Here is a 14,669-nt window from a genome sequence, read left to right on the forward strand (position 1 = left end):
GAGATTGATGATGTCCGATACGAGACAGGCGATTCTGGCAGCGGCCCGCTCTGCGGTGCAGGCGCGCGGCTATAACGCCTTGAGCTTCCGCGAAATCGGCAAGGAAATCGGTGTGAAAAGCGCCAGCATTCACTACCATTTCCCGACAAAGGGCGATCTCGGAGCAGAGCTCGCCCGCGATTATACCGCGCAGGGCAAAGCCTATCTGGACGAGCTGTCGGCTTGCGACTCGGCTGTCGGCTGCTTCGACGGATATCTGGCGATTTTCCGTAAGGCGCTGGAAGACGACAATCGGATGTGCCTGTGCGGCATCATGGCGGCGGAGCAGCATGATTTGCCGGAGCAAGTGCGTGTCGAAGTGTCGCGGTTCACCGACATGAACGTCGCGTGGCTGGAGTCTCGATTGGAAAGCCTGCTGCCGGAGTTGCGTGCGGATGCCCGGCTTGACCGGGCAATTGCGATTTTCGCGGCTATCGAAGGCGCGCAACTTGTCGCGCGCGGACGAAGCGACGCCACGATGTACGACCGGGCGATCCAGTCGTACCGCGCAAGTCGTCTCATTCCAGCGTAAAAGGTGATGGTGAGGGCTTCAGCCCAGCCATCAGTCCCAGGCGCCCATCCCTCGTAGAACGGCCGTCCTGGTCCCCATCCGCTGGTACCAAGCAACGAAGTTGGCAAATTTCCCGAGATCCAGCACCGTGCGGTAGGAGCCTGCGATGGTGAATGCAGCAATGTCGGCAAGCGTCACGTTGTCGCCGGCCATGTAGCCACCCGGTGCCGGGAACGCATTGGCTGCCGCGAGGGCCATTACCGCAACCCCGTCGAGATGATCTGCCGCGTCGTCGTCACCAAGCTGACGCGCACGGAACGCCGCGTGGCTGGGTCCGATTACGTCCGTGACGAAGTAAAAGAAGCGTTCCAGCGCCAGCGCATGTCGTGCAGGATCCTCCGGCAACAGCAGCCCGGAAGTGGTACGGGCAAGGTGCAGCAGGATGGCGTTTGATTGTGAGATCGTGAGCGTCTCGGGCCCACGTCGATCGATCAACGTCGGAACCTTGCCGGCGGGATTCAACCGGAGGTGGGACGGAGAACGCTGCTCCCCGTCCCGAAGGTTCAGCCGCCGGACTGCATAGGCTAGCCCCGCCTCCTCCATTGCGATTGCCACCCTGAGGCAGTTGCCGGTGCGGGCGCCGATCAGCTCAAGGGCGGGCGGCTGCGGGGCAGTCTGCGGCATTTCAGGGCAAAACCGTGGAGATATAGGCCTGCAGGCCCTTGGGATCAGACGCGAACATCGCCGCCGGCCCCTTGGTCGGTTCTCCCGGGAAGACGTCGTCGAGACCTTCGGCCAGCGCATCAAGCGTTTCGGTAGCCACTTCCGCGGGCGTGACCTTGGCGTCGGAGGACCAAGCGCCCATCGCGGTGTCGACCTGCACGGGCATGCTCGCAACCACAGCGATTGACTGGTCGGCGAGTTCGGCACGCAGGCTGCGCGTCAGTGCCAGTGCGGCGGATTTGGATGCGGAGTAGGTGCCCATCTTTGGCATGGTGACCAGCGACAGGAACGACAGGATGTTGATAACGGCGGCCTCGTTGGCCTGCTTCAGCACGGGCAGGAACGCGCGGGACAGTGCAAGTGGCGCGAAATAGTTCACTTCCATCTCGCGGCGCGCGGCGGCATCGGCGCCTTCGGAGAGCACGCCGGTCATTTCGCAGACGCCGGCATTGTTGACGAGCAGCCGTACGTCGCTCGCGGTGCGAGCTGCCGTCTCGATCTGCGCCGGATCGGTGAGGTCCAGAAGGACGGGCACGACCTTGCCGCCGCCTTCGGCAACGAGCTGGGCGAGTTGTTCGTGCGAACGCCCGGCGACATAGACTTTTGCCGCTCCGCGGCGGAGCAGTTCCGCGACGAGTGCGCGACCGATGCCGCCGTTGGCGCCCGTGACGAAGGCGACAGTATCTTGGATGTTCATTGTGGATCTCCGATCGTAAACTTGGGGGATCAAGCGAGACGCCGTAGCGTCAAGGCTTGGGCAGATACGGTGCGACCGCCGCGGCTGAAGTATCCACCGGCGTCAGCATCATGTTGGTGGTGGAGCCGCCGATGTAGCGCTCAGCGATCTTCCAGCCTTTCTCGGTCTTCTCCAATCGATCGAGCATCGGCGAGTAGAGCCACAGCGCGGGCAGCAATTCGCTCTCCTGCACCTGTCCGTCGCCGAGCTTGGGTGCATCCTCCAGGGTCGCATAGCGGACCAACAGGTTCTGGTAGCGCACCGCCACCAGTCCGCTCTCTTCGACATCGACGATGTGATTGGAGGCGTGCCGACTGACGCCCGGAATGAGATAGGGGTATACCTCGCTAAGGAAGTGCCGGATCTCCGCTTCCCCGTGCAGCGAACCGTGGAAATGATATACCCGGGCGTCGCTCGTGAAGGCGGCGATCGCGCCTTCAAGGTCCCACGTCTCGAACAGCCAGTTGACGCGGTTCACATAATCGATGGCGTCAGCGCGGACTTCAGGAGCGACGACGCTGCTGGCTTGAATCTTCGGAAAGAAGCCCATTCAAAATTCCCAAAATAGTGTGTAATTGCACATCATGAGGTATAAGACAGGTGCGTCTTATCGTTCGAATCCAATTTCCAGGATCAGGTCACGAAGCTGCGCTGCGCGGTTCGGACCGACGCTTCTCTCGAATGCCTGTTGCGCAGCCTCCCAAAGCGGGGCCGCAAGATGCAGCCGCGCGGTGCCAGCGTCTGTTAGGGCGAGCGCGTTGGCACGCTGTCCCTCCACCGGGCGCCGTTCGATCAGGCGCGCCTTTTCCAATGGGCCGAGCGCGCGCATCAACGTCGTGCGTTCCATCACCATTTCTTCGGCGAGATCCGCGATGGTGATCGACTCACGCGCACTGATCACCGCAAGGATCGAGTATTGCGACGCAGAAAGACCGGATGATGCGAGATGCTGGTCGTACAGCCGTGTCAGGCCGCGCGCGCTACGACGCGCAGCGAAGTTGTGGCAGAGGTCGGGTCCGAAACCGCTCGTCATGGTCGAAAGATATGTGTGCAATTGCACTGTTCAAGGGGGTCACCAGAAATTTGTGACAATCAGCGCACTGCCGATCAGCGCCACCAGGTCCTCGACCAATGCCGCAGGCCGGTCGGCACGGAAGCCACGAGCAAGCGCAGCGCGGGCGGCGCGCCCGGCCAACGTGCCGATCACCGCTCCAAACAGACCGCAAACGAGCCCGGCTACAAGGCTTCCCTGTGCTGCGCCCAATGCTGCGCCGCTGAGGCTGCCCGTCACGATCCGTGCGCCGAACTGTGGCGGTACCGTGCGGGCAGGGGTGGTCGGGCGCTTGTCGGAAATGAGTTCTGCGACTGCCGCGATCGAGAGAACGATCGCGGCCCAGATAGATGCGAGAAACGCCAAAGGCGTGCCGGTGAGATCAATCGCGCCGGAATAGGCAGCCCAGCTGACGGCGGCAGGTGCCATCATCGCGCGCAGCCCGGCTACGACCCCGAGCAGGAAAGGAGGAATTATCAACATCGAAAAGGTCCTTGCGCTTCATTTGCTTTGAAGAAAGAGGGGCAGTCTGCGCGACCCGCGCACATCGACTGGGGGCGTATCGCCGTGACACCGCTCGTCCGTTTCGAATATGCGTAGGCCGTTTGAAGAAGCCCATGACGGTGCATCCGCAGATCTTGCCCGATCGTCTGCGGACGCGCGCAGCACCGATCTTCTGTCGGAACTATTGTCGCCGCTGCGGATGCGCGGTGAATCCATTGCGGCCTCCAGTCTGGAGGCCGGCGCGGTAAAGCAGGTTGCAGCCGGTGCCTCATCCTTCCATTTGGTGGCCCAGGGACGCGTCACCCTGAGCCTCGACGCGACCTTCCACGAAGCGACCGCAGGCGATCTGATCATGGTGCCGCTGGGCAATGCCCATGCCATCGCCGCGATCGAGGATACCCGGCTGGTGACCGGCACCTTCCGCTTCGACGATCGAACGCAGGAATCGATCTTCCGCACGTTGCCGCCCTTCATCCGCATCGCTCGGGATCATGGCGGCAATGCCGCCTGGCTCGAGCCGCTCGTCCACTTCCTGCTGGCCGAGGCGACAGCACCAGGGCCGGGCGCGGCCATCATGATCTCTCGATTGATTGACGTGCTAGTGGTGCGGACGCTGCGCTCCTGGGCGGCAGCACTGCCGGAAGGCGCAAACGGGTGGATCGGCGGCCTAGCGGACCCGCGGATCGAGCGTGCGCTCAGTGCCATCCATGCTGATCCGCATCGCCCTTGGACGCTCGAGCAGCTTGCTGCCGCGGCGGCGATGTCGCGATCGGCGTTCGCCGCACGGTTTCTCGCCTGTACCGGTGAGCCGCCGCTTCGCTACCTGAAAAACTGGCGGCTGCACCTGGCGCGCGACCTGCTGCGGATTGAGGGCGCTCGGGTGAACGTGGTGGCCCGCACCATCGGTTATGATTCCGATGCGGCATTCAGCCGGGCATACAAAGCGCGTTTCGGAGTCCCGCCGAGCGGAGCGCGTCAGGAGCCCTGAACAGTGTTTGCTTCTAGTGGCGCCTGGAATCGATTCTCGGCCTCCAGGCGGCGAAGCGCGTCGGCGAGACCAGCGACGACGGCCATATTCCTTCCGCGGAGGGAAGATAACAGCACCGGAGAAAAAATGCCTGGCAGCGGCAGATAGACGATGCCTTGCGAGTGCATTCGTCGCGCAAGCGCGGGTACAACGGCGACGCCGGCGCCGCCGGCCACAAGCGCCAACGCCGCCCCGGGTTCGGTGACCGTGAGTGTCCTTCCGACCCGCACGCCCAATGCGCGCAGGGCTTTGGCGATGTGTTCGTCACGCCGGGCTTTGCGTGTCTCAATCTGGATTAGAACATCCTCCTCTGGCTCGCGGCCGGTCGGTGCAAGCAGCAGGCGGTGACCCTCAGGCACCGCCAGGACGAACGCCTCCTCCCGGAGCTGTATCTGTTCGATCGCAGGGTCCTGGCTGGGCTCGTCTCCCACGGTCAGGTCCAGCTCGTTGCGTCGTAAGCGGGCTTCCAGTTCCTCAATAGGGTGAACCGAAAGACTCACCTCCAGATCGGGATGCGCGCGGCGGAGATAGGCGATGCCATCAGGCATCCTGCCGTGCAGCAGCCATGGCGTCGCGCCGATGCGGAACGGGCTGCAGCCATCAACGGGGAGAGCGGCGACATCCTGTTCCAGCCGCCGGATGCTGCCCAGAATTTCTTCGGCGCGCGTAGCCACCAGAGCGCCGGCCGGCGTGAGAGACATGCCGCGCGCCTCGCGGTTCAGCAACTGGGCGCCCAGTTCCGCCTCGAGTGCAGCGATCTGTCGGCCGAAGGGCGGCTGCGCGATATGCACCTCCCGCGCGGCGCGCGTGAAGTTCAGATGGCGCGCAGCGGCGAGGAAATAGCGGAGCTGCCGTAATTCCATCAGTGCTCTACCCAACAAGTTGCGGCCAGAACCGCGAAGGTTTTGGACGAAGTGGAAGGCTCTGCGTACGTCTGGTGTCACCGACCAATCAGGTCGCCACTCCCGAACCCTTCCGAGGAACAATGGATACCGAGACCAAGACGCAGGGCGCGGCTGGGACCCTGGCGGGCTCTGCGCTTGCCGTCACCGCCGTGGCATTGGCGCTGGGCACCTTCATGCAGGTGCTCGACGGTTCGATTGCCAATGTCTCGCTTCCCACCATCGTCGGCAATCTGGGCCATTCGACCGATGATGGGACCTGGATCATCACCTCGTTCGCCGTCGCCAATGCGGTGATGGTGCCGCTGACCGGATGGTTCACCCAGCGCTACGGGGTGGTGCGCACCTTCGTGACCTCGGTGGTCCTGTTCACGATGGCGTCCTTTTTGTGCGGCGTCGCCTGGGACCTGCCTTCGCTGATCCTGTTCAGAGTGCTGCAGGGCGGGGTTTCCGGGCCAATGATCCCCGGTAGCCAGGCGCTGCTGATCTCGGTCTTCCCGCCCCAGCGGCGCGGCCTTGCGCTGTCGATCTGGTCGGCGACGACCCTGTCCGCGCCAGCGCTGGGGCCAGTGCTCGGCGGCTATATCTCGGACAACTACTTCTGGGGCTGGATCTTCCTGATCAACGTGCCGTTCGGCATCGCTACTGCGTTTATCACCCGCCGAAACCTGGCCGGGATGGCCGAAAACACCCGCAAGCTGAAGGTCGATACGGTCGGCCTGGCGCTGCTTGCCTTCTGGGTGTTCAGTTTGCAGATCGTGCTCGACCTCGGCAAGAACCGTGACTGGTTCGAGGACCCGCTCGTCACCGCGTTCGCGATCTGCGCGATGATCGGCTTCGCGCTGTGGATCATCTGGGAATTGACCGACGCGCACCCCGCCGTCGACCTTCGCCTCTTCCGCAGCCGCAATTTCGCGCTGGGTTCGCTGTCGATCTGCCTTGGCTATGCGCTGTTGTTCGCCAATAACCTGCTGCTGCCGCTTCTGCTGCAGGAGCATTTGCGCTACACCGCCACCTGGGCGGGACTGGTCGCAGCACCGAGCGGCGTGCTGGCGGTGCTGGCCACGCCTTTCGCCGGGCGGTTGCGGCTCGACCCGAGGTTGGGCGCCAGCCTGTCCTTTCTTTGCTTCGGCTGCTCCTTCCTGATGCGTGCGAACTACACGCCGGATGCCGACTTTCTCTCGCTCGCGCTGCCGCTCTTCGTGCAGGGCGTAGCGACAGCGCTGTTTTTCGTGCCGCTGCTGACCATCTCGCTGGACGGCATCCCGCCGGAAAAGCTCGCCTCGGCGAGCGGCCTGTCCAACTTCGCGCGGATCACCGCCGGCAGCTTTGCAGCCTCGCTGGTCACGACCTTCTGGGATCGCCGCGAAGCGCTTCACCAGACGGCGCTGGTGGAGGCGATCTCGACGCAGGGAGCGGGATGGCCCGGCGACCAGCTCGATCTCGGCGCGCGGGGTGTCTCGCACGCGCAGAGCATTGGGCTGTTCTACCAGGAAGTCATCAAGCAGGCTTATCTGCTCTCTGCCACTGACATTTTCTGGGTGTGCGGCTGGGTTTCGTTCGCACTCATAGCGATCTTGTGGTTCTGCAAGCGCCCGGCACCCAGCGACCATGTCGTGGCGGCGGACTGAGCGTCCGCGCCACGAACGCAGGGCAGGGCTCATTGCCCTGCGCTGTGCCCAAGCTGCACTGCGATCTTGCCGACTGGCGCAGTCCCCGCCTTCAGTTCCGCGAGGCCGCGGCTGATCGTCTCGGTTGTTCCCGGCAGCGTGGCGCCGATGTGCGGCGTGACCCGCCCAAGCGCGGTCCAGCGCGCGAGATCGCGCATGCCGGCTTCAAGTGGCGCGAAATGCTGAGCCCTGTCGGACGCCGGCGTGCTGAAAAAGCTGAGCACATTGGCATTGAGTAGTGTCGCTTCCCGCGCCGCGAGGATGTCCGCGACTGGGCTCTTCGTTTCGCTGGTGCGGGTCGTACGGCCCGGGCCGACGCCCAGCACGGACCAAGCACCGCCGCGGCGGACCAGCCCGGCGGTTTCGACAAAGCCGATCTCGCTATAGGTCGCGTCAAACACAAAATCGACACCCTGTCCGGCGGTAAGACCCGCAACCTCGCGGGGGATATCCTGTAACTGACGATCCAGCACGATATCGGCGCCCGACTTTTCCGCCAGCGTGCGCGAGTCTGCTCGGCCGGCGCTGCTGATCACCAGCGGCACATCGAACACCTTCTTGGCGATCTGCACGGCCAGGTGCCCGACACCGCCACCGCCACCCGGAATATAGATCGACTGCACGCCCGCAAGATGCTCCGTAAGCGCCAGGTGCGCGGCGAGAAAACAGGCCGGCAGCGTGCCTGCTGCTGCGAAGCTGAGCGCACTCGGCTTGCGTACGGTAAGAGCGGCGCGGGCGATGGCATAGCCCGCACCGCCTTCCGCCCAGCCGCCATCGCCGTCGCAATCGGCCATTGCTACCACCGGATCGCCAACTTCGAAGGTCTCGACGCCAGGCCCCACCGCCGCGACATACCCGGCTAGATCGAAGCCGAGGGGCACTGGCGCTGCGCGGCCCATGAAGTTGAGTTCGGCGAGCTTGTACTCCAGCGGGTTGAGCGAAGAGGCCAGCACCTGCACGAGGACTTCGCCGGCACCGGGCACGGGGATCGGGTGATCGAAGGCGACGAGTGGTAGTCCGGCGCGCGCCTCCGTATAGCCGATCGCGCGAAAGCTGGTGCTTGCCAAGATTCAGATCCTTCCGTCCGTAGGCCCAAGAATTTCCCAGCCGCCGCCGAGCGCGCGGTAGGTGGCGATGGCGGCACGGGCCGCCTCAGTCTGCGCCTGGGCGCGGGCATCCCGTGTGCCAAGCAGGCGGCTGTCGGCATCGAGCACTTCGATCAGGCTGACGACGCCGCCCTTGTAGGCGGCGAAGGATGCGTCCCGCGCACGCGCAAGAGCGCGCTCGCCGCCAGCCAGCGTCTCCTGCTGCTGCGATCGCTGGGTCAGTGCGGACAGTGCGTTCTCGACATCCTCGGAGGCGCGCAGCACGCTCAGCCGATAGAAGGCCAGCGCCTCGGCGTTCTGCCCGCGCGCAATCTTTATCTCCGCATCGACGCGGCCGAAGTCGAAAAGCCGCCAGCGCAGGCCCGCTACGCCCTGCGCCTGAAAGGCGCCGCCGGTGAACAATGTGCTCGTGGTGGTGGTCGCAGTGCCGATTAGGCCGCCGATGGAAAGCTTCGGGAAATACTCGGCGATCGCGCTGCCGATCCGGGCATTGGATGCGGCGAGGTGGCGCTCGGCCGCAATCAGGTCCGGCCGTCGCCGTAGAAGATCGGCCGGCGTGCCGATGTCCCCAAGCGCGGGAACGGAGGGGATCGGTTGGACCTCCGCCAATTCCTGCCTGCATGTCCCTGGCTGCTGGCCGAGCAGGATATCGAGCGCGTTCAGTGCCATGTCGCGCGCATTTTCGAGCACCGGCACGATGGCCTCGATCTGGGCAAGCGCGCCTTCGGCCTGGCGCAGCTGCAGTTCGGCGGCGACACCCTTGGCGTATTGCAGCGCGACGGTCTGTACAAGCCGTCTTTGCGTTTCGACCTGATCGCGCGCGATCGCCAGGCGCGCCTGCAGCCCGCGAATAGTCACATACGTATCTGCCGTCTGCGCCGCGATGCTCAGCCGGGCAGCGGCTACGCCCGCGCGCGATGCCTGATAATCGGCGACCGCTGCCTCGCGACCGCGCCGCAGGCCGCCGAACAGGTCCAGTTCCCACCCGGCATTCGCATTCAGTTCGTACGTCTCCAGATCCCGGCCAGCGCCGGCAACCTGGGTGACGATACGCCCTGTCGGCGTATCGGTAGAAAGATGCGCGGTGGTCGCCTGCCCGGAGACTGTGCCGGAGGGCAGCAGCGCGGCCGTCGCCTGCTGAAGGCCAGCTCGGGCTTGTCGAACGCGCGCCAATGCCTGCGCTATGTCGAGATTTTGGGCTTCCGCCCGGACGACGAAGGTGGTGAGCATGGGATCACCAAAGGCGTTCCACCAGTCGGCACGAGGCGCAGCGGCACCATCCGGCACCTGCGTGCTTACAAAGGCGGGCGGCGCGGCCAAGTCTGGCTTTTTGTAGTTCGGGCCGACGGCGCAAGCGGAGAGGAGCGCGCAGAGCGCTAGGCTTCTCGACGGGAGGGAGAGGGTTCGCATGTCGTCCTCGGTCAATGGTTGTGACCAAATTCCATTATAGACACTCGTTGTCAAGCTGGACAGGCTGTCCTATCAGCCTTCGCATGAGCGATGTGGAACCCCAGGCGTCCGATAGGACGGAAAACGCGGCGCGCCTGCGCCAGCAGATCATTGCCGCGGCGGGCGAGCATTTCAGCCGCTATGGCTATGACAAGACCACGGTGTCCGACCTTGCTCGTGAAATCGGGTTCTCCAAGGCCTATATCTACAAGTTCTTTGGCTCCAAGCAGGCGATTGGCGAGGCAATCTGCTGGAATTTCCTATCAATCATTCTCGATGCGGTTGATTCCGCTCTCGCTGATGCGCCTAGTGCCACGGAAAAGATGCGTCGCCTTATAGGTGTCGTTGCTAATCAAGGGGTGCGGCTATTCTTTGAAGATCGCAAGCTGTACGAGATAGCGTCCTATTCCTCTGCGGAGAAATGGCAGACAACGGTTCGCTATGGGGACGGACTACGGGCGCGGCTGGAGACCATCCTTCAGGAAGGACGAGCAGCCGGCGAATTCGAGCGCAAGACGCCGGCGGACGAGGTGTGTCGCGCGATCCTGCGTGTGGTGCAGCCGTTCACCAACCCGCTGATTCTCCAATATGGTCTGGACGACGCGGCCGAGGCGGCCACGGAGGTGTCCGCTCTTATCTTGCGCAGTCTGGCGCCGTAGGTAACTGATGACTAGTGACGCCTTGACATATTAGTCACTACCGCGCAGATGGGAGCCGATCCAGGAGGCTCCCGTGTCGCAAACCCTTTCGCCTGTCGCTCTTCCCCTTCTAGTCCTTCTCTCCCTTTCAGCTTGTGACGCGGAGGCGCCGGATCCGCGGGCCGGGCCGCCACTGGTGCGGGTCGCGCAGGCCGGTAATGCGGCGGAAGGAACTGCCACGTTCACCGGCGTGATAACGGCGCGGGTGCAGAGCGACCTCGGCTTTCGCGTGGCGGGCAAGGTGGTGCAGCGTCTTGTCGACACGGGGCAGTTGGTGCGGCGGGGCCAGCCGCTGATGCGGCTTGATCCTGCCGATTTGGTGCTGGCCACGAATGCCCGTCAGGGTACTGTCGCCGCAGCACAAGCCAAGGCTGCGCAGACGGCCGCCGATGAGCGGCGGTACCGTGACCTCGTTTCGGCCGGTGCCGTGTCCGCCTCCGCGTATGATCAGGCCAAGGCGGCGGCCGATTCTGCCCGTGCGGAGCTGCGCGCGGCACAAGCGCTGGCGCGGGTCGCAACCAACGAAGCCGAGTATGCGGTCCTGCGCGCCGACGCGGACGGCGTCGTGGTGCAGACACTGGCCGAACCGGGCGCGGTGGTTGCCGCTGGCCAGCCGGTCGTTAAGCTCGCACATGCTGGGCCACGCGAGGCGTTGGTGGCTTTGCCCGAGACGGTGCGCCCAGCGATTGGATCGGCGGCGAGGGCCCAGCTTTTCCGGACGGGACAACAGGCCGAAGCCCGCCTGCGCGAGCTTTCGAACGCGGCCGACCCGGCAACCCGCACCTATTCCGCGCGCTACGTGCTGAGCGGCGACGCTGCCCGCGCCCCGCTGGGGGCGACCGTTTCCGTCGCGATATCGTCGCCGCAAGCGCTGCACGGTGTTCAGGTGCCGATCGCTGCGGTGTTCGATCGCGGGCAGGGGCCGGGCCTGTGGATCCTAGACAGCTCCTCACGCCAAGTGCACTGGCGGCCGGTTCGTATAGCGGCGATCGGTGAGGAGACCGCGACGGTCGCAGAGGGTCTGCGGTCTGCCGATCGGTTCGTCGCCCTTGGTGCGCATCTGCTGCACGAGGGCCAGACCGTGCGTGTTGGAGCGACCGCACAGTGAGCGGCTTCAACCTTTCCGCGATTGCGGTCCGGGAACGCGCGGTGACGCTGTTCCTGATTGTCGCCATTTCGCTCGCCGGCATCTTTGCCTTTGTCAATCTTGGCCGTGCCGAGGATCCCAACTTCACCGTCAAAGTGATGACCTTCGTCACCGTCTGGCCCGGTGCGACCGCGCAGGAGATGCAGGAGCAGGTGGCCGAGCCGCTGGAGAAGCGGATGCAGGAACTCACCTGGTACGATCGCACCGAGACCTTCACCCGGCCCGGGCTGGCCTTCACCACATTGACGCTCCGCGACATGACGCCGCCGGCCCAGGTGCAGAGCGAATTCTATCAAGCGCGCAAGAAGCTGCAGGACGAGACTTCCCGATTACCGCGCGGGGTGTTGGCGCCGATCGTCAACGACGAATATGGGGATGTCACCTTCGCACTCTATGCGCTGAAGGCCCATGGCGAGCCGCAGCGGCTGTTGGTTCGAGAGGCCGAGCGCATCCGCCAGCGACTACTGCACGTGCCGGGCGTGAAAAAGGTAAACATCATCGGGGAACGGCCCGAGCGGATCTTCGTCGAGTTCTCCTACGCGCGTCTCGCCAACCTCGGCATCAGCCCGCGGGACATTTTCGCGGCGCTGAACAACCAGAATCTCGTGACGCCGGCGGGATCGATCGACAGCAAGGGGCCGCAGGTGTTGGTGCGCTTGGACGGAGCGTTCGACGATCTCCAGAAGATCAAGGACACGCCCATCACCGCCGCGGGCAGGACGCTCAAGCTCTCGGACGTCGCCGAGGTTCGGCGCGGCTATGAGGATCCTGCCACCTTCCTGATCCGCAATCAGGGCGAGCCATCGCTGCTGCTCGGCGTCGTGATGCGCGAGCGGTATAATGGCCTGGATCTCGGACGAGACCTTGCCAAGGAAGCGAAATCGGTCGCTGCGGAGACCCCGCTCGGCATGTCGTTCACCAAGGTGAGCGATCAGGCGGTGAACATCCAGGAAGCGTACGGCGAGTTCATGCTGAAATTCTTCGTCGCGCTCGTCGTGGTGATCGTGGTCAGCCTGGTGAGCCTGGGCTGGCGCGTCGGCATCGTCGTCGCGCTGGCGGTGCCGCTCACGCTTGCGGCGGTGTTCGTGATCATGCTGGCCACAGGCCGCGACTTCGACCGGATCACGCTCGGTGCGCTGATCCTCTCGCTTGGCCTCTTGGTCGACGACGCGATCATCATCATCGAAGCGATGGTAGTGAAGATGGAGGAGGGGGTCGACCGTATCCGCGCCGCCACCTGGGCATGGGGACATACTGCCGCGCCCATGCTCGCCGGCACCTTGCTTACGGCGATCGGGCTGATGCCGGTGGGCTTCGCCAAGTCGAGCGCAGGTGAATATGCCGGCAACATCTTCTGGGTGGTGATGTTCGCGCTGCTCACGTCCTGGGTCGTTGCGGTGGTGTTCACACCGTATATGGGCGTTAAGCTCCTGCCGCAGATCGGCCGCGTCGCGGGTGGCCACGCCGCCATCTACGGCACGCCGCGCTATCGACGTGTCCGTCGACTGATCGCGGGCGCCGTGCGCCGGCGCAAGACGGTGCTGGCGGTGGTGATCGCCCTTCTGATCGGCGCATTCGTGCTGATGGGATCGGTCAAGCAGCAGTTCTTTCCTATCTCCGATCGACCCGAAGTGCTGATCGAAGTGCAGATGCCCGAGGGATCGAGCATCGAGGCGACCAACGCTGCCACCGCCAAGGTCGAGGCTTGGCTGCGCAGGCAGCCCGAGGCGAAGATCGTCACCAGCTATGTCGGGCAGGGTGCGCCGCGCTTCTACCTGGCGATGGCGCCCGAGCTTCCCGATCCCTCCTTCGCGAAAATCGTCGTGCTGACCCCGAACGAGAAGACGCGCGAGGCGCTCAAGCTGCGCGTGCGACAGGCAGCGGCTGACGGGCTGGTGCCCGAGGCGCGTATCCGCGCCACCCAGCTCGTTTTCGGCCCCTATTCGCCGTTCCCCGTCGCCTTCCGGGTCATGGGCCCCGACGCAGAGAAGGTTCGCGGTATCGCCGAACAGGTACGCGCCGTGATGCTTGCCAATGCTTCGATGCGGCAGGTCAACACCGACTGGGGGGAGCGCGTGCCGACCGTGCATCTGGTGCTAGATCAGGATCGCCTCCAGGCGATTGGCCTGAGCAGTCATGATGCTGCAGAGCAGCTGCAGTTCCTGCTGACTGGGGCGTCGGTAACCCAGATCCGCGAAGACATACGCGCCGTTGACGTCGTCGCGCGCAGCGAGGGGCCGGACCGGCTCGATCCCGCACGGCTCCATGGGTTTACGTTCACCGGCAGTGCCGGCCAGCGCATCCCGCTCGACCAGATCGGCCGACTGGAAGTCCGCATGGAAGAGCCGATCCTCCGCCGTCGAGACCGTTTCACCACCATCACCGTGCGCGGCGACATCGACGAGCGGTTCCAGCCGCCGGAAATCTCGACTCAGATCGCCAAGGCTCTTGCGCCGGTAAGCGCCAAGCTGCCGGCAGGGTACAAGATCGAGACGGCCGCTGCGATCGAGGAGGCCGGCAAGGCCAACAAGGCGCTGGCGGCAGTCTTTCCGATCATGCTGGTGCTGATGATGATTGTGATCATCGTCCAGGTCCGCTCGCTGTCGGCGATGGCGATGGTGCTGCTCACCGCACCGCTCGCGCTAGTGGGGGTGGTGCCCACGTTGCTGCTGTTCCATCAGCCGTTCGGCTTCAACGCCATCCTAGGCCTGATCGGGCTCGCCGGGATCATCATGCGAAACACGCTGATCCTGGTGGGGCAGATCCATCAGAACGAGGCTGAAGGACTAGATCCGTATCACGCTGTAGTGGAGGCTACCGTCCAGCGTGCGCGCCCAGTGATCTTGACCGCGCTGGCGGCGGTGCTGGCGTTCATTCCGCTTACCCAGTCGGTGTTCTGGGGCTCGCTGGCCTTCACCCTGATCGGCGGCACGATCGGTGGCACGGCGCTGACGCTGGTGTTCTTGCCGGCTCTCTACGCGCTTTGGTTCCGCATCCAGCCCCTACTTGACCGCGACCCGGGTGAGCCGCCGGAGCACCACGAGCCCGCGACCCACGACATCGTAGTGGCGTGACCATTCTCCCATCCTCCGTTCCCCAGGAGATC

At 64.5% G+C, this 14,669-nt stretch carries 14 protein-coding genes; 6 read left to right on the forward strand and 8 right to left on the reverse strand.

All coding sequences use genetic code 11. The features are described 5' to 3' along the window. The first annotated feature begins 7 nt into the window (after window positions 1–7). The gene (locus ABIC65_RS14985) at window positions 8–571 is read left to right on the forward strand and encodes a TetR/AcrR family transcriptional regulator (protein ID WP_354309792.1); all 564 of its coding nucleotides are present in this window, start codon (window positions 8–10) and stop codon (window positions 569–571) included. A 30-nt stretch (window positions 572–601) separates the two neighbouring features. On the opposite strand, the gene ABIC65_RS14990 is transcribed toward ABIC65_RS14985, so the two are convergent. The 5 genes from ABIC65_RS14990 to ABIC65_RS15010 are packed head-to-tail and all read right to left on the reverse strand — an operon-like array spanning window position 602 to window position 3,543. After that, entirely contained in the window at window positions 602–1,234 is a 633-nt protein-coding gene (locus tag ABIC65_RS14990) for a glutathione S-transferase family protein (RefSeq protein ID WP_354309793.1), read from the reverse strand. Between the two features lies 1 nt (window position 1,235). Beyond that, window positions 1,236–1,970 (reverse strand): SDR family NAD(P)-dependent oxidoreductase, encoded by a 735-nt coding sequence (locus ABIC65_RS14995; RefSeq protein ID WP_354309794.1) that lies wholly within the window; start codon window positions 1,968–1,970, stop codon window positions 1,236–1,238. A gap of 49 nt (window positions 1,971–2,019) precedes the next feature. After that, the gene (locus ABIC65_RS15000) at window positions 2,020–2,559 is read right to left on the reverse strand and encodes a nuclear transport factor 2 family protein (protein WP_354309795.1); all 540 of its coding nucleotides are present in this window, start codon (window positions 2,557–2,559) and stop codon (window positions 2,020–2,022) included. A 57-nt stretch (window positions 2,560–2,616) separates the two neighbouring features. Further along, entirely contained in the window at window positions 2,617–3,042 is a 426-nt protein-coding gene (locus ABIC65_RS15005) for a MarR family winged helix-turn-helix transcriptional regulator (protein WP_354309796.1), read from the reverse strand. 39 nt (window positions 3,043–3,081) lie between these two features. Beyond that, entirely contained in the window at window positions 3,082–3,543 is a 462-nt protein-coding gene (locus ABIC65_RS15010; protein WP_354309797.1) for a DUF4126 family protein, read from the reverse strand. Between the two features lie 109 nt (window positions 3,544–3,652). On the opposite strand from ABIC65_RS15010, the gene ABIC65_RS15015 reads away from it, so the two are divergent. Continuing rightward, window positions 3,653–4,552 (forward strand): AraC family transcriptional regulator, encoded by a 900-nt coding sequence (locus ABIC65_RS15015; RefSeq protein WP_354309798.1) that lies wholly within the window; start codon window positions 3,653–3,655, stop codon window positions 4,550–4,552. On the opposite strand, the gene ABIC65_RS15020 is transcribed toward ABIC65_RS15015, so the two are convergent. Then, the gene (locus ABIC65_RS15020; RefSeq protein ID WP_354309799.1) at window positions 4,540–5,454 is read right to left on the reverse strand and encodes a LysR family transcriptional regulator; all 915 of its coding nucleotides are present in this window, start codon (window positions 5,452–5,454) and stop codon (window positions 4,540–4,542) included. The two genes, ABIC65_RS15015 and ABIC65_RS15020, sit on opposite strands and share 13 nt — an antisense overlap. A 122-nt stretch (window positions 5,455–5,576) precedes the next feature. On the opposite strand from ABIC65_RS15020, the gene ABIC65_RS15025 reads away from it, so the two are divergent. Further along, a complete protein-coding gene (locus tag ABIC65_RS15025) occupies window positions 5,577–7,124 on the forward strand; it encodes a DHA2 family efflux MFS transporter permease subunit (protein WP_354309800.1) in 1,548 nt (515 codons plus the stop codon). 29 nt (window positions 7,125–7,153) lie between these two features. Here the strand turns inward: ABIC65_RS15025 and ABIC65_RS15030 are convergent, their stop codons facing one another. Continuing rightward, window positions 7,154–8,230, reverse strand: coding sequence for a quinone oxidoreductase family protein (locus ABIC65_RS15030; protein WP_354309801.1), 1,077 nt, complete (start codon window positions 8,228–8,230; stop codon window positions 7,154–7,156). A 3-nt stretch (window positions 8,231–8,233) separates the two neighbouring features. After that, on the reverse strand, window positions 8,234–9,694 hold the full coding sequence (locus ABIC65_RS15035; protein WP_354309802.1) for an efflux transporter outer membrane subunit: 1,461 nt from the start codon (window positions 9,692–9,694) through the stop codon (window positions 8,234–8,236). 68 nt (window positions 9,695–9,762) lie between these two features. Between ABIC65_RS15035 and ABIC65_RS15040 the strand changes: the two genes are divergently transcribed. The 3 genes from ABIC65_RS15040 to ABIC65_RS15050 all read left to right on the forward strand — a co-directional run bounded on the left by ABIC65_RS15040 (window position 9,763) and on the right by ABIC65_RS15050 (window position 14,637). Continuing rightward, on the forward strand, window positions 9,763–10,377 hold the full coding sequence (locus tag ABIC65_RS15040) for a TetR/AcrR family transcriptional regulator (protein ID WP_354309803.1): 615 nt from the start codon (window positions 9,763–9,765) through the stop codon (window positions 10,375–10,377). A 175-nt stretch (window positions 10,378–10,552) separates the two neighbouring features. Next, on the forward strand, window positions 10,553–11,524 hold the full coding sequence (locus ABIC65_RS15045; RefSeq protein ID WP_354309804.1) for an efflux RND transporter periplasmic adaptor subunit: 972 nt from the start codon (window positions 10,553–10,555) through the stop codon (window positions 11,522–11,524). After that, complete coding sequence (locus ABIC65_RS15050; RefSeq protein ID WP_354309805.1) at window positions 11,521–14,637, forward strand: efflux RND transporter permease subunit; 3,117 nt, start codon at window positions 11,521–11,523, stop codon at window positions 14,635–14,637. The genes ABIC65_RS15045 and ABIC65_RS15050 overlap by 4 nt, the downstream gene beginning before the upstream one ends. Window positions 14,638–14,669: the final 32 nt, after the last annotated feature.

The organism is Sphingomonas trueperi (assembly GCF_040545665.1).
Lineage (GTDB): Bacteria > Pseudomonadota > Alphaproteobacteria > Sphingomonadales > Sphingomonadaceae > Sphingomonas > Sphingomonas trueperi_B.

Excerpts from the sequence above, each read along its gene's own strand:
- ABIC65_RS14985 (WP_354309792.1), top strand. The coding sequence starts at position 8 with ATGATGTCCGATACGAGACAGGCGATTCTGGCAGCGGCCCGCTCTGCG.
- ABIC65_RS14990 (WP_354309793.1), bottom strand. The coding sequence starts at position 1,234 with ATGCCGCAGACTGCCCCGCAGCCGCCCGCCCTTGAGCTGATCGGCGCC.
- ABIC65_RS14995 (WP_354309794.1), bottom strand. The coding sequence starts at position 1,970 with ATGAACATCCAAGATACTGTCGCCTTCGTCACGGGCGCCAACGGCGGC.
- ABIC65_RS15000 (WP_354309795.1), bottom strand. The coding sequence starts at position 2,559 with ATGGGCTTCTTTCCGAAGATTCAAGCCAGCAGCGTCGTCGCTCCTGAA.
- ABIC65_RS15005 (WP_354309796.1), bottom strand. The coding sequence starts at position 3,042 with ATGACGAGCGGTTTCGGACCCGACCTCTGCCACAACTTCGCTGCGCGT.
- ABIC65_RS15010 (WP_354309797.1), bottom strand. The coding sequence starts at position 3,543 with ATGTTGATAATTCCTCCTTTCCTGCTCGGGGTCGTAGCCGGGCTGCGC.
- ABIC65_RS15015 (WP_354309798.1), top strand. The coding sequence starts at position 3,653 with ATGCGTAGGCCGTTTGAAGAAGCCCATGACGGTGCATCCGCAGATCTT.
- ABIC65_RS15020 (WP_354309799.1), bottom strand. The coding sequence starts at position 5,454 with ATGGAATTACGGCAGCTCCGCTATTTCCTCGCCGCTGCGCGCCATCTG.
- ABIC65_RS15025 (WP_354309800.1), top strand. The coding sequence starts at position 5,577 with ATGGATACCGAGACCAAGACGCAGGGCGCGGCTGGGACCCTGGCGGGC.
- ABIC65_RS15040 (WP_354309803.1), top strand. The coding sequence starts at position 9,763 with ATGAGCGATGTGGAACCCCAGGCGTCCGATAGGACGGAAAACGCGGCG.